Here is an 18,480-nt window from a genome sequence, read left to right as displayed (position 1 = left end):
TAAAAAAATTGTACATAAAGACCTAGAAACAAAAAAACACCAGAGAATCCCGATTTACTCCTCCTTCTGGTGTTTTCCTATCGGGCGTCTGGCCTTCTTTAAATTTGATCGATTTTCTTTCAAGGGGCCATCAAACTGTCCCTATTCGGCAAAACATGACAAATAAAAAACGCTCAGAAGAAATCACTGAGCGTTTCGGATGTTGCTACTATTATTTTTTAAGGCCCATTGCGTCTCTCATCGCCTTAAAGATATTCGTGTTCTCATACGTTCCTTCCAGTTTCTCTGCTCCAGGTCCTTGTGCTGTTAATGGAACAGATTGACCGCCATGTTCATTAGTCGTCCAGTCAAGTGCAAACTTTTCTTTAGAGTGAGCAGGTGTATATGGCCCGTCCTCTTTCGAAACATCGTCACCGCTCTCGTCTTTAGGGTTTACTTCTTCGATGGAAAGCCCGCCACATTCATGGTCAGCTGCTACAAGAACAAGAGTGTCAGGATGTTTTTTCGCATAGTCCTTCGCAACTTGTACAGATTTGTCCAGCTGCTTGCCGGCTTTCATCATGAGTTTACCATTGTTTTCGTGAGACATTTCATCGGTTCCTTCCTCTTCAACCATGAGGAAAAATCCTTTTTTATTTTGAGACAACGTATCAATTGCTTTTTGAGTCATGTCAGGCAATGGTACGACCGGATCATAAAGGTCGCCTTCACCTTCAGGATTTTGTTCGAACATTTCTTCGTTCGCGAAAAGGCCAAGCAATTTGCCGTTCTTTGCTTTTTGAAGCTCATCTTTATTGGTTACATAGTTATACCCAAGCTTTTGAGCTTTTTTCACCAGGTTCCCTTGAGTGCCTTGGCTTGCTTCTTTTTTATCTTTTGCTGGGTGATCCTGATATTTTCCTTCTTCGCCTTTAGGGTACCAATAGTCTTCACCGCCGCCAAGCAGAACGTCGACTTTACTGTTTTCAAGGTACTGTTTCGCGATATCGCTTTGCTTTTTACGATCGGCCACATGTGCACCCAACGAAGCAGGTGTGGCGTCCGTAATCTGGCTTGTTGTGACAAGGCCTGTTGACTTCCCAGCCTCACTGGCCATTTCCAGCACTGATTTTACTGGTTTCTTATTTTCATCTACTCCAATTGCTCCATTATATGATTTAACTCCTGTTGCCATAGCCGTTCCTGCTGCAGCAGAGTCGGTTACGACCGAAGTAGAATGTGTGTGAACATTTCCTGTATACGGCATTTTATTCATAGCAAGCTCGCCGTTAAGGCCTTGAGCAGCTAAACGAATCGCTTCCCTGTGAGAAGCTCCCATACCGTCTCCAACAAACATAATGACATTTTTCGCCTTTTTAGGAGATGCACTTTTCTCTTCTTTCGCATCCGCAATTTGATTTACCCCAAATGATGTGATGAGTGCTAATGAAAGTGTTGCAGCTGCTATTGTTTTCTTTTTCAATCCTTCCACTCCCCTTTTCTCTGTTGTACCTTCATTGTAGTAAATGAGTATGAAGGAACGATAAATCTCTTGTAACGATATGATGAATTTATATTACGCAATTGTAAAGCGTCCTACCTTGGTGCTGTAATTAAGGGCTGGACAGGAGGACTGCTTGCAGCCTTCGCGATCTTCCTGCCCGCCTTCCTGCTCGTTTTTGGCACGCTTCCTTTTTGGAATGCATTGCGCCGCAACCCCAAAGTAAAAGGAGCTCTCATGGGTGTGAACGCTGCAGTGGTGGGTATTTTGATCTCAGCTTTTTATCAGCCAATTTGGACGAGCTCTATCCTGGCCCCCGTCGACTTCGCTTTTGCCGCATTGCTTTTCAGTTTGCTTATGAATTGGAAGCTGCCGCCATGGTCGGTTATGGCCATTGGGGTGGCGGGAGGAACATTACTTTCTTACGTGTCCTGAGAATTTAAAAATACTGATGAAATAATCCTCCTCCGGGAAATCGCCGACATAGTCTAAACCCTGAACACGGTAGAAACCTTTCAGCTTTTCATTTCCTGCCCAGCAGTCCAAATACAGCGTTTTGTTTTGTTTCTGTGTTAAAGAGCAAGCAAAACGGATGATTTGGAAGCCTATGTTTCTACCTTGTTACTCGGGCAGGATAGCGATTCTTGAGATGTAAAGGCTCTGCGGTTCGATGGGTAGATCACTAAGTTTGCTTACTGAATAGATGTAGAAAGCTCCGATGATCTGAGCATCCAGCCTTACAACATAACCCTCATCCCGCTCGACTGCCTGTTTAACAACAAAAAGATCCCATGGATACGGCCACTGGTTGATTCCTTTCTTCAGCAAGTCGAGGGTAACGGCATTTAGAACCTTGACCATGGATGGAACATCTTTAACTGTTGCTAATTGTATCTCCATTATTTTTTAGCAAACGAGAGTCCTTTTTCCTCAAGTGCCGTACGAAGCTGTTCCATGGCCTTCGGACCCATCCCATGAAGTTTTGATAGTTCAGCTTCATTAAGATGGACAAGCTGCTCAAGTCTGGTAAATCCTGCACCGGCCAGTGCACGCTGTGCCGGTTTTGCTAATTTGGGCGGAAAATCACTTTCAAGATTTTGAGCCAACATAATCGCTCCTTTCTAAAAAATTCTTCAGATGATGAAAGGCTTGGTTTGCTGATTCTTCGTTATAATTTGCCGTGTGAGGATCGCTAAATCCGTGCTTTCCGGCAAATTTGTAAACTTCAACATCCTTTTTCTGAAGCACCGTGATCAGCTCGTCCACAGCAAAGGATTTCTCCTCTTCCGGAAAAAACAGCAGGACAGGGCACTGAGGGGAGACCTCTGTATAGTTTCGAATGCGCGAACCGTAGTACCCAATAATACCGTCCACTCCTGCTTCCTTACTGCATATCCAGGCGACAGTAGCCCCCACACTAAATCCTGTGATAAAGATTTTTTTATAGTTCGGTTTATTTTCCTTTACTAATTTTTTGACCTTTTCGGAGGTTTTCTCAAATCCTACGTTCTTCATGAAATGCTCATAAGCAAGACTTTCCTCATAATAATCAAAAGGCGTTTCCCGTCCCAATACATTCGGGCAAATGACATCAAATTCCTGCTGAGATAAGAACTTACAAACCTTTTTCATGTGCTGATTCAATCCGTAAATTTCGTGAACTACGATGATAAGGGTATCCGAATGAAGATGTATTTTGAACATTTAAGACCTCCCGACAACAATTGTCCATAAAAAAAGAAAGGGTTCTGCTCCCTCTCCATTTAATGTATTATTTGCCGGCAAAGAACGTCCAGCGTTTTTTCTTCAAACTGTTTAATAAAGTCAGGATAGAATGATTTTCTTCCTTCAGCGCTTTTTCAAAATGGGACAAGGTCGGCTTCGGGCCTTGGATCCGGGAGACAAACCGTCTGCTCTTCACAAACTTCCCTCCAGCTTCACGGAAATGTTTGCTTTAGTATATGCAGCAAGGTGTCAATCATACAAAAAAAGGCAGCAGAATGATCCACTGCCTTTAAGGTCTTATTTTCGTTTGAATGTTCCCCGTCTGTTTCCTTTTTGAATGATCCGCTCATTCTCTTCCATGACCTGCATGGTGTGATGGCTGATGCCGACTTTTGGAAACTGAATTCTCGGCTTGAACGTGATCCCTTTTCGTTCACTGTTCTTCATGGTTACCGGCTGGCTCCCCATAAGATCGAGTCCACTCGTCATACATCATCACTCCTTTCCAAAGCTTGTACAAGGATATCGTAAGTGGCCAATAAGATTCCGATCAAAGAACCATCGACATCACTTACTTTTACAGAGGATGAAATCTTGATTACATAAATTTCATCTTCAATATTAAAAGGATAAAACGCAAAGTTGTCTTCCTGGTTATAGTAAGCTTCAGCTCTTGATAGCGTAGATTGAATAAGACTTGCATTCGTATACGCAGCCAGTGCTTCGTTCTTCTCTTGCGGTGTATCGAAAGGCAGGATCGTAAAGCTATGGCCTTCCTTCTCTACATAAGCCTGAAGAACGAGCTTCAGTCCATATAGATAGTTTTCCTTACTTCCATAATACGCCGTGATCCCTTCCGTTTTCAAGATATATAGGGCATTATTTACTTTCGCACGCAGATCATCCAAAAGCATCTGGTTGTTCTCTACAGATCGTGTGATTCTTGCTAGTTCATTATTCCCGATTTTTTTCAAGTACAAACTCAGGAAGATAAAGGCATCAATGAGGATAAACACCACGAGAACGACCAGATAGTTGGTCCAATTTGCAAAGATGCTGTGCGGCTTTCCTGTCCAATAGATCAAGGCACCGAATATGTAAATGACGTACCACAATTTGCGGATCGCATCCAATTTCTTTTCAGCTTTATCTTCATCTCTCCAATAAAAAATAAGATAAGCTCCAATTCCGATAAAAATCAGCCAGACGACTACCCGAAAAAACCAGATCAAAGTTTCTTCCCCTCCAATCCCGTGCTGTCTACCATTGAATTCCCTTCTCAGAGTAAGGATTCCTGCCTGGGTAAATGGAATTGAGCGTAAAGGGAGATTAATTGTGCTCAACTTTCGATAATTGAGCCTAACTCTAATTAATTGAGCGAAACTCCAGATAATTGATCCTTACTGAAAAATCAGACAACTCCACACGTCAGAAACTATCCCTACTTCAACGTTCCCTGGTGGAAAAACATCTGCCAAACCCCGTTGTTTTCTCTCCATAAGGAACTTCTCAGGCTTTTTAGGTTATTGGTTTCATCATTCAATTCGTAGATCGCCTGAACCACTTTATCCGAAAGCAGCTGAATTTCAAAGTGAGAGACCGTCATGATCGGCACGCCCAAGCCATCAAAACAATCCTGTTTGCTGATCCTTCGTCCTGAGCTCGTGAACTCCAGAAAATCATCTGCCAGCAATACATCCAGTTCTTTTTTGGATTGGCGCACTTCAGATTGCAGTAATCTAGTTTCCAACTCATAAATGAGTTCTTTTAGTACATCATCCATTTTTCACCCTCCAATATAAACTAATCGGTTTTAAAAACAGCTCCAGATTTTTCATCAGGAGCCCTCTCACGTTTCTGTTATAAATCTTTAAATGCTCCAGTTGGTACGTTAAACACCCATTTCTTTCCGTCTTCCGCTTGGAGAGTTAAGTCAAAACCGTCAACAGCAGTAATTTTAACAGGTCCATGCTTGCTTGGGGTCTTGTACTTCTTCTCTTGTATAAATTTTCGATTGTTGTCTTCTGTTTTCACAATCATCATTCCCTGCAAGGAATCTTTTTTCCCTGACCCTGCTTCCACGGTCACATTTTTGCCTTTCATTTCATTGTCCTTGATCGGGCTGACCCAGCCATTTGTGAAATTAGTTGTCTGATCGTTTACCGGGTCTTCCACATGACTCAGGATTTGAGCAGTCACAGCACGGTCGTGCTGAACAACTAGCGGTCCGTTCACTCCATCTTTCTTAGAAATATTGTCTTTCCTAGCTTTTTCCTTGTCTATGGCTTTTCGTTCCATAATTTCTTTCTTTTCTTTTGGAAGATCATCATATGTGCCGGAAGCAGACACGTTATAATAGGTTAATCCCGCACCAAACAGAACGGATAATGTAATTAGTGCAGTTACTAGTTTTCTCATTTTTTCTACACTCCTTTATCATAAAAATCAATGCCACCGGATATCCGTCGATTGAATGGGATATTTCGTAGCTGCTGCAGTCTTCGTATCACTGCTTAGTTCGTTGTACAGCTGATTCCAGCCTTCTGTTGGTGTGTTGTCGAGTTCCCAGTGACAGCCTGTATCCGCACAAGCTCCAGCCTGAGTCAAAGAAGCACTAAATTTCATTTGGCTGGAAGAGGTTACGGATGAGTACTTCGCAATATTTTGCCACTGTACTGCCATATCACCGCTGTTATCATAAATTTCAGGCAGAGGCCATGAAGGGGAAGCTCCCCAGGAAATATACTGAATATCTTTATATGTCCAGCCGTTATTGCAAGAATAATTGGTCGTTCCGGTGTTAAGATTGGTATGATAGCAGCCGTCCGCGCTGCCATAATTGTAAAGCGAATAGCTGTTTACAGAATCATATCCTTTAACCCATTCTTTTGTGGTTGTCGCAGGATCATATCCCGGTTCCATATCATTTCCGCCATCAACTTCGACCTGATCAGAATAAGAATGAGATAAATTATGACTGTTAATATTATCGATCATATTGGCAAAGTTCTGTGCGCCCTCATAAGTGACAGTATAGGAGTTATTCGTACCGACAATGACATGAACCATTGATTGCGAATCGCTTGCTGTTCCTTTCCAGTAACCACGTGAATATGCTTCTACAGCTGCCGCTACTTGATTAAGAGTGGCGTCTGGCATTCCAAACAGGGACAAACTTGCAGGGGAAGGCTGTCCGCCAAAATCAAGAATAACCATGCTGTTCTGGGCTCCAGACTTTCTGTAATCTTCCTGCCCTTTTTGGTACCCCATATCATATAGGGTAACCGTGTCAACGGTATCCATATAAAAACTCGTGGCTGACGGTGGTGGCGTGGCTGCACTGGCCTTCTCCACTGGATGTGAAAATCCAAAAGCAAACATCACGGCCAGTGACAATGAAGCTAAAATTCTACCTATGTACTCTGCATTCTTCTTCATCTTTTTCTCCTTCCTTTTTTAGAAGTTTCGAATATAAAAGAAATTCGTTTAAGTTTTTGTTTTTATTTACTATTTTCAGATAATTCTAATAAATGTAAGGAAAACTTGGCAATTAAAAAAAGCCAGCATTTCACATGCCAGCATCCTACTCTTTTTTGCGTCTAAAAATGTTTATGCATCTTCCCAATCCAATTCTTCTAAAAAGCGATATACGTCTTCGTGCAGCTTTTCTTTCTCAGGTCCCCTCGTCACAAGGTGCGGAGAGTTTTCATACCAGATCAGAGATTTTTGTTCAGACGAAATCCGGTTATAAAGTAGATCCGCACTCTCCAGATTGACGGGATGATCCTTACCCGATTGTACAACGAGAGCAGGACACGTAATCTCCTGGATTTGGTCCCCGACTTCTTCAATCACTGCCTGTACGGATTCAACCATCTGTATTGATTGTCCTCTCAGGCTCGTCCACTCTTCCTCAATCTGTTCTGCAGAAATTCCCAAGATCTTTTTATATCTTTGAGTAAAAAGACTGACGTGCCGGCCCAAGTCTTCTGCGCTTTTCGGCTTCACCGGCGCACACATGGAGACAAGTGCTTTTACCGGAAAAGTGTATGCCGTTTTCAGCGCAAACACTCCGCCGAGGGAGAGGCCGACAACTGCAATTTCTTCATGACCTTGCTTCTGTAAAAAGCGATATCCTTCTACGACGTATTCCCACCACTGTTCCGCCCGTGTAGTGACAAGCATTTCAGGCGTATCTCCGTGTCCTTCATACAAAGGACCATGACATGTATAGCCTCTCTCGTTTAAGTAACGCCCAAGCTCCCGGACATCTATCGTGTTTCCTGTAAATCCGTGCAGTAGCAGGACGGCCCGCTTGCCGCCTTCAAAGGTAAAAGGCTTTGCTGAAACTAATTTCATGACTGATCCTCCGTTCACTTTGTCCTGCTCCCAATGTATCATAAGCAACCTGTCCTAAAAATGAAAAAAAGAGAATGATTAGATCATTCTCTTTTTAAAGTATTAGTCAAAATATAGTAATTATTTGAAAATTCACACATAATTTTGAATTAATTCGAGAAAGGTCATTGACATTAAATACAGAAAGAGTAAAATGTTCTTTAAAACTTTAAACAGAGGTGTCCGTGTTGAAGTACTCATTTGCCAATCGCATTTATTCATTACAATCATCTGCCGTGAGAGATATTTTAAAAGTCGTGAACCAGGAAGGCGTCATTTCTTTTGCCGGAGGCCTGCCAGATGATCAGCTTTTTCCTTTGGAAGGAATTGAAGAGGCATTTGCTAAAGTGTTTGCATCCGGAAAGCATGCTCTCCAATACATGGAGACAGAAGGATATTTGCCGCTTCGTGAAGTCATCCTTGAACGGATGTCACGCAAAGGCATTACAAACTACACTACAAAAGATGTGATGCTGACAACCGGGTCCCAGCAGGTCATCGACTTGTTTTCCCGTGTTATGCTGAACCCTGGAGATGTCATTCTGACCGAAGACCCTACGTATCTCGCAGCGCTACAGGTATTTAAATCCTATGAGGCACGTGTGATTGGTGTCGCATCTGATGAAGATGGCATGATTCCTGAAGACTTGGCGCACAAAATCAAAGAATACAAGCCGAAATGCGTCTATGTCGTTCCTACCTTCTCCAATCCTGCCGGAAAAGTATGGTCACTTGAGCGCAGGAAACAACTGCTTCAAGCAGCACACAAGCATAACATTGTAGTCCTTGAAGACGATCCGTACGGTGATCTTCAGTTCAACCGCGAGGAAACCTACGCTCCGCTGGCTGCACTGGACGATGGAACCTGTGTCCTGTACACGAGCACCTTTTCAAAAACAGCCGTACCGGCACTTCGTACAGGCTGGGTCGCCGGGCCATTTCAAATTGTCCGCATGATGTCACAGGCAAAACAGGCGAATGATCTTCATTCCAACTCCCTGTCACAGCAGGCACTCTATCATTTCTGTACAGGGTTTGATATGGACGGCCATATCAACCGCCTGATTGCAGAATATGAAAAACGGATGAACGTCATGTACCGCTGTCTGAAAGAAGCCAACCTGCCAGGATTAAAATTAACCAAACCAAAAGGCGGCATGTTCTTCTGGCTTGAGCTCGACGAACACGTTAACACAACTCTCCTTCTGCCGGAAGCTGTCTCCCGTGGCGTTGCATATGTACCAGGCGAACCGTTCTTTGCCACCCTGCCGAAAACGAACGCATTGCGCCTGAACTTTAGCCACCCGACAATTGAGAAGATCGAAAGCGGCATTACAATAATGACAGAGCTGTTTAAAGAGTCGCTTCAGAAGGAAGTAATTTATTCATAAGAAATGCAAAAGGAACCTGCTTTGAAAAGCGGTTCCTTTTTTATGCTATTTAACCCGCAGACCTTGTCCTGCATAAATCGTATAGTCACTGTCCAGGTTGTTCCACTGTTTTATTTTTCCTGCCGAGGTTCCATACATCTTACTGATCGAATAAACGGTATCGCCTGGCATGACCGTATGATAGATGGCTGTTGCTTTCTTGGTGAGTTTAAAGCTTTTTACGATACCCTTCACATGGGCCAGTGCAATACTGTTAATAAATGAACTAGAATTTAGTTTTGCAGCGTCCGCAGCCGTATCGATAAAACCGTTTTCCGTGAGGACTGCCGGCATATTCGATTTCCGAAGCACATGAAAGTCAGCAGTCTTCTTACCGCGATCTGTGAAGTCGACTAAGTCTGTAATGGCATCATGAATATTGGTTCGATAAGTGGTCGTTGGTGCTCCAGTTCCAGGATAAACATAGTCCTCATAACCCGTACCTCCGCCAGAGTTGATGTGAACAGACAAATAAAAATCAGCATCCCAATTGTTGGCTGTGTCTGTTCTCTCTGTCAGTGAGATGGTATCATCACCCGTTCTGCTCATTTTAATATTCACGTTGTTGTATTCGACAGTTAGTATATTCTTGATGCGTGTCGCAATCTGCAGCGTAAGATTTTTCTCCAGCAGCCCATTTCCAACCGCTCCCGAATCATCCCCACCATGCCCAGGATCAAGAAAAATTTTAACCATAACCCAAACACTCCTTTTTGTTAAATAACTCCTCTGTTAGAGCTAAACTCGAGAATAGAGATAATCTCTTACTCTCTCTATTAGTCTATGTAGAAATCTAGTAATGTTTTGGGCAGGAACAATCCTCTTAACTATTGTGCATAAATAAAAAAACCATATCAAGAATTTAACTTGGTATGGTCTTTTGATTGTTTTTATCGTTATAATACTTTGCTTAAAAAGGATTTGGTTCTATCGTGCTGAGGGTTTCCAAATAATTCACTTGGAACATTCTCTTCAACAATATAGCCGCCATCCATAAATAACACCCGGTCGCCCACCTCGCGGGCAAAGCCCATTTCGTGTGTCACAACGACCATGGTCATCCCTTCTTGAGCTAATTGTTTCATAACTTCTAATACTTCTCCTACCATTTCTGGATCAAGAGCTGACGTTGGCTCATCAAACAGCATGATTTTCGGGTTCATGGCAAGCGCCCTCGCAATGGCCACACGCTGTTTCTGGCCTCCTGATAATTGGCCTGGATAGCTGTTTGCTTTTTCTTTCAATCCAACCTTAGCCAATAGCTCCAGGCCCTTCTCAGTTGAAACCGCCTTCGAAACGGAACGCACTTTAATAGGTGCAAGTGCTACATTTTCCAGGACCGTCATGTGCGGGAAAAGATTAAAGCTTTGAAACACCATTCCGATGTCTTGTCTGACTTTATTAATATCAATTTTTGAATCCGTAATATCTTGGCCTCTGATGATGACTTGTCCGTCTGTAATGTCCTCCAATTTATTAAGGCAGCGCAGAAACGTACTTTTCCCTGACCCTGAAGGACCAATCACACATACCACTTCTTTTTCTTGAATTTCTGCATTGATATTTTTTAAAACCTCTAACGTTCCAAATGACTTCTTTAAATTGCTCACTTGAATGATACTCATCTTAATTCAAATCTCCTCTCGAGGAAGTTAGCCAGCAGGGAAAGAAGATAGATTAATATAAAGTAAATGATTCCGACAACAAACCAAATTTTAAAAGCCTCAAAGGTGGCTGAGGTGGCAACCTCACCTTGCTGCGTCAGATCCGCAATACCAATAATCGATAATAGGGAGGTATCCTTTAAGCTTATGATGGCTTGGTTTGTAAACGTCGGCAGCATTCTCCTGACCGCCTGAGGCAAAACGATAAACCGCATATTCTGTAACCCTGTTAACCCCAGGGATCGCGCAGCTTCGGTTTGTCCTTTATCGATGGATTGAATACCAGCCCGGATAATCTCAGCAAAGTACGCGCCGGCGTTAAGGCCGACAGTTACAATTCCTGCGGTTGTTTTGTCCATGGAAATCCATTCCAAAGAGTTAAGCCCAAAATAGATAAAGAACAATTGCACCAGAATGGGAGTACCACGGATGGCATCAATGTAAATTTTTGCGATCCAATTCAATGCTTTAAGCGGTGAAAGACGAAGCAGCGCCATGACTAATCCAATGATTAACCCTAAAATGAGTGCTGCGATAAAAATATAGACTGTAACTTGAAGCCCTTCTATCAAATAGGGCATCGCTTTTGTAATTGCATCCATAACAAACTCTCCTTTCAAAAATACGGCGCGCTGTGAGCGCGTCGTATTTTAACTAACCTATTATTCTTTTAAGTATTTTTTGACGATCTCGTCGTATTTCCCGCTTTTCTTTAAATCCGCAAGGCCTTTGTTGATTTTCTTCAATACATCTTCATTCTCGCCTTTTAATACGGCAATACCATAGTTGTCACCATTGAGGCGGTCGCCGACAATCTTAAGACCAAGATCCTTCTGTGCAATCGCGTAGGCAACGACAGGATAATCCTCAATCAATACGTCGGCATTGCCATTGGAAACTTCCTGGAACATAGAAGGGCTATCATTGAATTGAACCACTTTCGCATTTTTCTTTTTAGCCAGTTCTTCAGCAAACTGGGCACCGGTTGTCCCTTTTTTAACCGCGATTGTTTTTCCTTTCACATCATCTTGGGATGTGATGTTATTGTTGTTCTTAGCGACGACCAGAGTAAGTCCTGCCTTGAAGTATGGATCAGAGAAATCTACTACTTTCTTTCTTTCGTCTGTAATACTCATGCCCGCAATGGCAATGTCAAGCTCATCCGCCTGCAGGGCAGGAATGATCCCTTTGAAATTCATCGGCTCCAGTTTAATTTTAAAGCCTTCTTTCTTAGCAATCTCTGTGATCAAATCAATATCGATCCCTTTTTGTTTACCGTTTTCTTCATACTCAAACGGAGGGTAGGTTGTATCAACCCCGACTTTATACACTTTGTTTTTGGCGTCTTCTTTGTCTCCGCCACATGCAGCCAATAACAATGATAGAATCATTACCAGACCGAAAATACTTAGTTTTTTCATGATTATCCTCCCTTTTATGTAAATTAAATCTCGACTTTTAGAATACCACAAATATTGTGAAAAGAATGATAATTATTTCAGAAGAACAAACGGCTTCATCCTAAAAAACGAGTGAGAATTTCCCTCAGGCTCCTCAAAACCATTCAGAAAAGAAGTCAATATTTCTTCCGTAATAGAAAAAGCCGCGTTCATAAAAACGCTTGCTTCTTATGTTCAAACGCCTGTGTAATTCATCAGCATGAACTGATAAATAAATGAGTTTCCATACCCCGCCTGCATCTTCAATAAGCTGCTTGTATCGTTCTCTTCTTGATTGCTGCCAGAAGCTAAAATCAACAACGATCTGTTTCTGATCACGAATCAAAGTGATCATGGCTTACTCTTCAATCTCCCACTCCGGATTCCAGGCGACTTCCCACAAATGGCCATCAGGGTCTTGGAAATGCCCGGAATATCCGCCCCAGAACGCGTCATGCGCCGGGTCGGTGATCACAGCACCTGCTCTTTTTGCCTCTTTCATCACCTGATCCACTTCTGCCTTGCTTCCAACATTGTGGCCGAGCGAAAACTCAGCAGGATTTGGTTTGCCTTGAGCAACCTTAGCCACATGGGCAAGATCTTTACGATCCCATATGGCGAGCTTTACCCCTGATTCCAAGTCAAAGAAAGCCACCGCGCCATGCTCAAACTCTGTTCCGATAATTCCTTCTGTCTGAAATCCCAACCCGTCCCGATAGAATTTTACCGACCGTTCCAAATCATCGACACCTAACGTAATAACCGTAATTTGTGGTTTCATCTAAAAAACCTCCTTTAGGTTAGAGTACATAAAAAACCCTGATTTCTCTTGTGGTGGGAAACATCAGGGTGAATTTATACTTCAATAAAATTTTTTATATTTTTATTTATTCCTCACTAAACACCGAAATCTTTACGTCTACATACTGAAGTGATTCGTCACCGCCAAAAATATGATAGATCGGTGATGATAAATTTAAGTTATTATCTACCATGTATTGAAACAGTTCAGCATAAACAATTTCGGTTAGGGTTTCATAATTTCCTGTAAATCGCTTCATGAGCATCTCATCTACATAATAATAGCTTCTAAAGGTGAGAGATTCAGAGGAAGGAATTTTATCTTCATGAACGGGCATGAACAATTCAATATACATGTTTTCATCTTTCGGTATATTTTTTAACGCGTAAAACATGGGTCCCTTTATCGTTAAATGGGCTTTTGCAATTTCTGATAATAGATCCTTAATTACGTCATCCATCTCACTGTAATGGAAGAAATATTCCTTTGATACCACATTGGAGTAGGCGATGCTTTGATCTTCAGCTATCATAGGGCGGGCTCACCTACTTCTACAATAGGTGCATAGACATCCAGCCATGTTTCTCCAAATACATTCAAACAAACATGATAAAAGCTTGGATCGAGTGTAATATGATTCTTTTCCGCAGTCTCTTGAATCAATTGATACACTTCTTCTATGCTGCCGTCTTCATCTGTAAAACGAACGCATAGAGCTTCCTCAATGACTAAGGCGTCAATGTATTCATAAGCAGAACCTTTTTCTAGTTCTACCCGGTCATTTACAGGTACACAATAGGTAAACTCTCCTGAATCAGGATCATCTTCTAACGGTTTGTTTTTGAAAAGAACCGGTCCTACTGGATAGACCCCATTGTTAACAACCTGGCTCCTAAGGGCGATTGCCGGCAGCAGCCATTCCTCTTTTTTTACCACTTGAGTAATACTGATTAAGTTTAATAGCGATAAAGATTTATATTGTACTTTCAACAAGACTGCTCCTCTCCTGGTTCCATTAACTTAGTTTCTTTTTCTTTTTATTCGCTTTTCGAACGGGTCTTTTTGGTAACTCTTTATTTTCTTTTCGATGTTCATCCCAAGAAATGATAAATGAGGGGAACTTAAATTTACAGTAGGCCAATAGTTGAAACTCAGCTGAAGAGATAGCAACCGTGTACAAAATAACAGATAATATCGTATAAAAGAACATATTTCCTAATGAAAGACTGGAAAAGTTTGTTGAAAAGATTAAAAGTAATAATAAAACAACATAAATTAACGAACCAATTATTATCTTGATAATTTTCTTATTAAAGAAGCCAGAAGAATTTTCACCAACATTAAATGCACCTTTTTCGGCTTGATGAAAAGTTACAAGTGTAGACAGGATATGAACAATAACCCCACCTATAATTAGTAAACCCACATAAATTAAAGTTAGTAAATTTGTGGGATAACCAAAAACTTTATGTATAACTACTGGCATGAATCCCATTGTCGCACTCTGGAATGCAAAGTAAATAATAGCAATTAATTGCAATCTCTGAAACCTGAATGCCATTTTAGGTATAGAAAAAAACAGAATCAAGATTATTTGCAGACCGTATAAAACCAACTCTGACAGCACTATTGTTTTTTCGAATCTAGTAGGATAAGCGTCCCATCCAAACTTAAATAAACCAAAAATGAAAAAGAATATAATGAGGGAACACCAAACTGCTGTTCCAATCATAAATCCTGGAGTGTTACCAGGACTCAGACGATTTTCACTAGTTATTTTAAAATCAGATAAATTTTCTTCTTTAATATTCCACATTGATTTCTCCACCTAACTCAACAATTAATTACCAGAATACAGAAGCAAGTTTATGTGTTACTCCTTTTATGGCTTTTTTTGTACCACTAACAACACTTTCTCCCCCAAATATCTTCTCATTCATTAAATAGGATGCTCCCATCCCGATTACCGCTCCAGCAACAGTCCCAGCAGGTGGTGCAATGAAGGAGCCAAACGCAGCCCCAGTTGCAGCTGCAGCCGAAATTGAACCCATATCCACGGCTGAATCAGTTACTACGTCTACGGTATCCATAGCCTGAAATCCGTCTTTTTGAGATTCAATAATATTACCCCCAACGGATAATACTGATCCTACGACCGCTAAACCTTTGAGTGTCTTCCCTGCTTTTCCAACCTCTTTAAATGCTTCTTTCCACTTCATAGGGTTTAGATTTTTTGCACTATCAGCATAAGACGATTTAAAGCTTTTCCAAGCTTGTGTCTTCATCGCCCCAAAATTCCCTATTTTAGATTGATCCATTTTAAATTCTTGATGTGCCACAAAATCCGGTAATTTATAAATAGATGCTTTCGCTTTTTTAATTTGTGATCTTGACGTTTTTAAATCCTCAAATTTAAAACCATTTCGAATAAACTTCACAAAAGCATCATCGTCTTTATTTAGCTTTAACATTTTGCCTATTTTCACTAAATCTTTTCTATTTCGTGCAGAAAGGGTGTAAGCTCCTTTTCCTTTTCGCCCAGCTGGGTCAAATACAGCATTAAAATTATATTTCCATTTAAGATACTGGCTTATTGATAGAGCCGCGGTAACTTTTCCATATTTAATACCCTTGCTTAGAGAACTAGCCCCCTGTTTCACTGTCGCAAATAAAGTACCGCTCAAAAAACTAGTAAAGCCGTCGGCACTAAACAACTGCTGATCCGCCTCACGAAATTTAGTTTCCGTTTTCTTTACAACATCTTGGGCACTATGTAAAAGTGTACCATAATGCTCCATCTGTTGAATGAGACTGTTATACAGCGGACTGATGGCTGAAAGATTTATCCCTTGGCCATTACTTTGCATGGAATAATAATTTAATTGTAAGTTCGCTTTGATTTTATTGCTCTGTGCTGCCAATTTGCCCACATCGGAAGCGAGAGCCTTAAGTTCATCCGGTTTCACATTTACACGACTCATTACTTTCTTCTCCTGCCTTTCTTCTCTCTTTTTATTGTAAAAAAGAAATAGGGCTGTATGTATTGGACTATATTACCAAAAACTCCCACTTTCTAATTCCCTTTCCTTCCAACTCCAAAACCCAAATAATACCATTATACTAAAGATTATTAAGGCTAAAGAAAAACTCTAGATTAAAGAGCAGTGCCGCCCCAAGGAACAGCACTGCTCTTTTGTTTAGGCTCTTTTCGGAATGGTTGCCAAGGATTCTACCTTCCCTTTTTTATTGCGTTCTCGCTATCGAATGGGCTCCATGAAGTAATAGATCTGACGCTTTTTATCAATGGTAGGCGCAACTCGATTTCCATTGACCGTATCAATCCCATGAAGGTTTGATTTTGCTCTTCCCAGATAAACCGTATACTTGTGTTTGGACAGGGAATCTACCTTGAAATGAACAGAGGGTGAGGAATTATTTTTCTGGTTCTTTATTTGGATCTCAGGAGAAGACCGATACCAAGTATATTTTCCATTCTTTTTACCAATGTTGACGACACCTATAGCATCTCCCTCGCTAACCTTCTTCTCGTAGAAGATAAATACATCTCTCGCTATTTCGGTTCTTCCCATTATATCTTCTTCCGTAATTCCTTCTTCTTTCGCTCCTTTATGGATTGCACCATAGGAAGTATCATACCAAGTGAGATTCTCTTTCCCGGTCGCAAATAAAGAACACCCCGTTAGGAGTAGTATTCCTAAAATAATATAAAACGTTTTTGCTTTCATTCCATCTTCTCCCGTTCTTTTACCATAGAAACAAATTCGGACCAGACCCCTCTCTTAATCAATGAATTCACTTTTTTGTACACTTTTAAAAAAACATCAATCTATACGAAAACAGCCTTTGTTTAAGAAGTCAGCTCTTTCATTAGTTCACTCTCAATACCTTTGATCATGTCAAACGCTCCTCCCGACTGATTACTGCAAACAGAAATACAGAGTGAGGGATGCGGATAGAAGGCGGCTCGGAAATTCACTCCTGGGTCGTAGCCCATCAAAAGGTGTTTAGTCACTGAATGTTTTTCAGTCTTCATCCAGATTCCATAGCCATATGCAGTTGAGTCATCTACACGGATATGGGGTGCAAGCAGCTGTTGAACGTTCTGTTTATCCAATAACCTCCCTGCCGTTAATGCCTCCCATAACTGAATTATCCCGCATGCCGTGATATAGGCCCCGCCATCTGGACCTCCTTTTGCCGGCAAGGAGAAGATATTCGTCTTCCAGCTTCCATCGCTTTGATCGATATAGCCTAAAGCTGCTTTGGACGGCAGACTGTCCGTTTCAAAGTAACCAGCATCCATTACGACTCTCTCAAATATATTTTTCTCTACATAGTCGGTGAATGCCATTCCGCTAACCTGTTCAACAATCAAGCCAAGCAAGATATAGCCCGCGTTGTTGTAGTGAAACTTGCTTCCTGGATCGTACTTCATTTTTTCATTTTGAAACAACGGTAAAAAGTCTTTCGGGCCACGAACGTGATACATCGGCTTGTTGATCCATAGTTCCTCGTAATCTTCCATAACTTCTTCATCAAAGTAGTCAGGAATACCTGAAGTATGAGTCAGCAATTGATGGATGGTGATTTCCTGAGAAAAGTGAGGGAAAGACTGGTTTAAACAATCTCCCAATAAGGAATAATAGGACAGTCGCCCCTCTTCAGCCAGCTGACAAATCGCAATAGCCGTAAACAGCTTACTGCCCGACGCCATTCCAAACTTTGTATCACTTACATTGTTCATCTTCTCCGAACGGTTCGCCAGTCCAAAACTACAATCTGCCAGGATTTGGTCCCCCTGCTTTACAAATACCGAGCCTGAAAAATGAATTTCAGCGGCCATCGATTGTATGTATTCAATAATCTGCTTGTTCATAACTCTTCCTCCACCATCTATTCATTATTCAAAACTTTGACATTCTTTTACCAAATCCTCTTTTTGATCACTAAGTTGCTTTTCTTATTTCTTCCTCTTTTATACAATGAACGTATCCAAACTATCTCGTCCAATGAAACACCACAAAAAGCCGAACCAATAATCATCGTAACCTCATACCCCTATGTTTCAATAGGAGGAGGTGAAAAGTGATAAAGAAATCAGGCTTCATTCTGGTGTTTTTTGTACTTTCCATGCTTATTCCGACAACCGCGTATGCAGGCTGGGATTACCAGGGCAGTGATGTCTTTACGAAGCAAAGCAAGAATTTCAAGTCCGGCGGAGGAAGCTTTAAATTCTGCCTTAGCAAGAACAGTAAAGAAGGAAGCTACCGGCTGATGGAGGAAGATCCTTTTAATCCGGATGACTGGGTCTCTTATGAAGAAAAAGACCCGACTGGCTATGAGCCTAGCTTCCCTAATATCGGATTTGATAGCAAAGGCTGTGTCGTGTACCACAATATTAGTAAATATGTAGACGGAACGGATGGACAAGCGGAGTTGTATATCAAGAAATGGACTGGAGGGAATTCAAAGGTCTATGCTTATGATTAATAGAACAACAAAAAGAGCATCGTTGCTGATG

25 protein-coding genes and 1 pseudogene are annotated in these 18,480 nt (G+C 41.5%); 3 read left to right on the top strand and 23 right to left on the bottom strand.

Annotated features, from left to right (window positions below; genetic code table 11):
• Nucleotides 1-211 precede the first annotated feature (211 nt).
• Nucleotides 212-1,447 carry an alkaline phosphatase gene (locus LCY76_RS07120; RefSeq protein WP_419714981.1) on the bottom strand — a complete coding sequence of 412 codons (1,236 nt, stop codon included), beginning with the start codon at nucleotides 1,445-1,447 and terminating at the stop codon, nucleotides 212-214.
• A gap of 123 nt (nucleotides 1,448-1,570) precedes the next feature.
• Here LCY76_RS07120 and LCY76_RS07115 point away from each other — a divergent pair.
• A pseudogene (locus LCY76_RS07115) lies at nucleotides 1,571-1,915 on the top strand (chromate transporter); the annotation flags it as partial.
• 186 nt (nucleotides 1,916-2,101) lie between these two features.
• On the opposite strand, the gene LCY76_RS07110 reads toward LCY76_RS07115, so the two are convergent.
• From LCY76_RS07110 to LCY76_RS07065, 10 genes are all read right to left on the bottom strand, one after another.
• Nucleotides 2,102-2,380, bottom strand: a complete 279-nt coding sequence (locus LCY76_RS07110; protein WP_248252053.1) for a hypothetical protein — start codon at nucleotides 2,378-2,380, stop codon at nucleotides 2,102-2,104.
• A complete protein-coding gene (locus LCY76_RS07105) occupies nucleotides 2,380-2,586 on the bottom strand; it encodes a helix-hairpin-helix domain-containing protein (RefSeq protein WP_419714928.1) in 207 nt (68 codons plus the stop codon). Before LCY76_RS07105 ends, LCY76_RS07110 begins: the two co-directional genes overlap by 1 nt.
• A complete protein-coding gene (locus tag LCY76_RS07100) occupies nucleotides 2,570-3,184 on the bottom strand; it encodes a dienelactone hydrolase family protein (RefSeq protein WP_248252051.1) in 615 nt (204 codons plus the stop codon). The genes LCY76_RS07105 and LCY76_RS07100 overlap by 17 nt, the downstream gene beginning before the upstream one ends.
• A gap of 67 nt (nucleotides 3,185-3,251) precedes the next feature.
• Nucleotides 3,252-3,401, bottom strand: coding sequence for a hypothetical protein (locus LCY76_RS07095; protein WP_156419122.1), 150 nt, complete (start codon nucleotides 3,399-3,401; stop codon nucleotides 3,252-3,254).
• 101 nt (nucleotides 3,402-3,502) lie between these two features.
• Complete coding sequence (locus LCY76_RS07090; protein ID WP_248252050.1) at nucleotides 3,503-3,694, bottom strand: hypothetical protein; 192 nt, start codon at nucleotides 3,692-3,694, stop codon at nucleotides 3,503-3,505.
• Nucleotides 3,691-4,437 (bottom strand): type II toxin-antitoxin system SpoIISA family toxin, encoded by a 747-nt coding sequence (locus LCY76_RS07085; RefSeq protein ID WP_248252049.1) that lies wholly within the window; start codon nucleotides 4,435-4,437, stop codon nucleotides 3,691-3,693. The genes LCY76_RS07090 and LCY76_RS07085 overlap by 4 nt, the downstream gene beginning before the upstream one ends.
• A gap of 209 nt (nucleotides 4,438-4,646) precedes the next feature.
• Nucleotides 4,647-4,988: a nuclear transport factor 2 family protein gene (locus LCY76_RS07080; RefSeq protein ID WP_248252048.1), complete on the bottom strand. Its 342-nt coding sequence runs from the start codon at nucleotides 4,986-4,988 to the stop codon at nucleotides 4,647-4,649.
• 77 nt (nucleotides 4,989-5,065) lie between these two features.
• Nucleotides 5,066-5,623 carry a hypothetical protein gene (locus LCY76_RS07075; protein ID WP_248252047.1) on the bottom strand — a complete coding sequence of 186 codons (558 nt, stop codon included), beginning with the start codon at nucleotides 5,621-5,623 and terminating at the stop codon, nucleotides 5,066-5,068.
• 27 nt (nucleotides 5,624-5,650) lie between these two features.
• Entirely contained in the window at nucleotides 5,651-6,643 is a 993-nt protein-coding gene (locus LCY76_RS07070; protein WP_248252046.1) for a hypothetical protein, read from the bottom strand.
• A 171-nt stretch (nucleotides 6,644-6,814) separates the two neighbouring features.
• Nucleotides 6,815-7,564 carry an alpha/beta hydrolase gene (locus LCY76_RS07065; RefSeq protein ID WP_248252045.1) on the bottom strand — a complete coding sequence of 250 codons (750 nt, stop codon included), beginning with the start codon at nucleotides 7,562-7,564 and terminating at the stop codon, nucleotides 6,815-6,817.
• A gap of 227 nt (nucleotides 7,565-7,791) precedes the next feature.
• Here LCY76_RS07065 and LCY76_RS07060 point away from each other — a divergent pair, with 227 nt between their 5' ends.
• Nucleotides 7,792-8,994: an aminotransferase-like domain-containing protein gene (locus LCY76_RS07060; RefSeq protein ID WP_248252044.1), complete on the top strand. Its 1,203-nt coding sequence runs from the start codon at nucleotides 7,792-7,794 to the stop codon at nucleotides 8,992-8,994.
• A 45-nt stretch (nucleotides 8,995-9,039) separates the two neighbouring features.
• On the opposite strand, the gene LCY76_RS07055 is transcribed toward LCY76_RS07060, so the two are convergent.
• From LCY76_RS07055 to LCY76_RS07000, 12 genes are all read right to left on the bottom strand, one after another.
• Nucleotides 9,040-9,729: an N-acetylmuramoyl-L-alanine amidase gene (locus tag LCY76_RS07055; protein WP_248252043.1), complete on the bottom strand. Its 690-nt coding sequence runs from the start codon at nucleotides 9,727-9,729 to the stop codon at nucleotides 9,040-9,042.
• Between the two features lie 200 nt (nucleotides 9,730-9,929).
• Entirely contained in the window at nucleotides 9,930-10,658 is a 729-nt protein-coding gene (locus LCY76_RS07050) for an amino acid ABC transporter ATP-binding protein (protein ID WP_272885581.1), read from the bottom strand.
• Nucleotides 10,655-11,299: an amino acid ABC transporter permease gene (locus LCY76_RS07045; protein ID WP_062239469.1), complete on the bottom strand. Its 645-nt coding sequence runs from the start codon at nucleotides 11,297-11,299 to the stop codon at nucleotides 10,655-10,657. The genes LCY76_RS07050 and LCY76_RS07045 overlap by 4 nt, the downstream gene beginning before the upstream one ends.
• Nucleotides 11,300-11,359: 60 nt before the next feature.
• Nucleotides 11,360-12,118, bottom strand: a complete 759-nt coding sequence (locus tag LCY76_RS07040) for a transporter substrate-binding domain-containing protein (RefSeq protein WP_053355120.1) — start codon at nucleotides 12,116-12,118, stop codon at nucleotides 11,360-11,362.
• 133 nt (nucleotides 12,119-12,251) lie between these two features.
• Nucleotides 12,252-12,491, bottom strand: a complete 240-nt coding sequence (locus LCY76_RS07035) for a P-loop nucleotide/nucleoside kinase family protein (RefSeq protein WP_248252042.1) — start codon at nucleotides 12,489-12,491, stop codon at nucleotides 12,252-12,254.
• 3 nt (nucleotides 12,492-12,494) lie between these two features.
• Nucleotides 12,495-12,917: a VOC family protein gene (locus tag LCY76_RS07030; protein ID WP_248252041.1), complete on the bottom strand. Its 423-nt coding sequence runs from the start codon at nucleotides 12,915-12,917 to the stop codon at nucleotides 12,495-12,497.
• Between the two features lie 106 nt (nucleotides 12,918-13,023).
• Nucleotides 13,024-13,470 carry a DUF5085 family protein gene (locus LCY76_RS07025; protein ID WP_248252040.1) on the bottom strand — a complete coding sequence of 149 codons (447 nt, stop codon included), beginning with the start codon at nucleotides 13,468-13,470 and terminating at the stop codon, nucleotides 13,024-13,026.
• Nucleotides 13,467-13,928, bottom strand: a complete 462-nt coding sequence (locus tag LCY76_RS07020) for a DUF5085 family protein (RefSeq protein ID WP_248252039.1) — start codon at nucleotides 13,926-13,928, stop codon at nucleotides 13,467-13,469. Before LCY76_RS07020 ends, LCY76_RS07025 begins: the two co-directional genes overlap by 4 nt.
• A gap of 25 nt (nucleotides 13,929-13,953) precedes the next feature.
• Nucleotides 13,954-14,754 carry a hypothetical protein gene (locus LCY76_RS07015; protein ID WP_248252038.1) on the bottom strand — a complete coding sequence of 267 codons (801 nt, stop codon included), beginning with the start codon at nucleotides 14,752-14,754 and terminating at the stop codon, nucleotides 13,954-13,956.
• A gap of 28 nt (nucleotides 14,755-14,782) precedes the next feature.
• Complete coding sequence (locus tag LCY76_RS07010; RefSeq protein ID WP_248252037.1) at nucleotides 14,783-15,919, bottom strand: WXG100 family type VII secretion target; 1,137 nt, start codon at nucleotides 15,917-15,919, stop codon at nucleotides 14,783-14,785.
• 276 nt (nucleotides 15,920-16,195) lie between these two features.
• The gene (locus LCY76_RS07005; protein WP_248252036.1) at nucleotides 16,196-16,684 is read right to left on the bottom strand and encodes a hypothetical protein; all 489 of its coding nucleotides are present in this window, start codon (nucleotides 16,682-16,684) and stop codon (nucleotides 16,196-16,198) included.
• Between the two features lie 122 nt (nucleotides 16,685-16,806).
• Nucleotides 16,807-17,835, bottom strand: a complete 1,029-nt coding sequence (locus LCY76_RS07000) for a serine hydrolase domain-containing protein (RefSeq protein ID WP_248252035.1) — start codon at nucleotides 17,833-17,835, stop codon at nucleotides 16,807-16,809.
• Nucleotides 17,836-18,044: 209 nt separating this feature from the next.
• Between LCY76_RS07000 and LCY76_RS06995 the strand changes: the two genes are divergently transcribed.
• Nucleotides 18,045-18,449 carry a hypothetical protein gene (locus LCY76_RS06995; protein ID WP_248252034.1) on the top strand — a complete coding sequence of 135 codons (405 nt, stop codon included), beginning with the start codon at nucleotides 18,045-18,047 and terminating at the stop codon, nucleotides 18,447-18,449.
• The last annotated feature ends 31 nt before the right edge of the window (nucleotides 18,450-18,480 follow it).

Origin of the sequence: Fictibacillus marinisediminis, from assembly GCF_023149135.1 — a bacterium.
GTDB lineage: Bacteria > Bacillota > Bacilli > Bacillales > Fictibacillaceae > Fictibacillus_C > Fictibacillus_C marinisediminis.
Note: the sequence above shows the minus strand (reverse complement) of the source record. Positions and strands in the feature narration are given on the sequence as shown.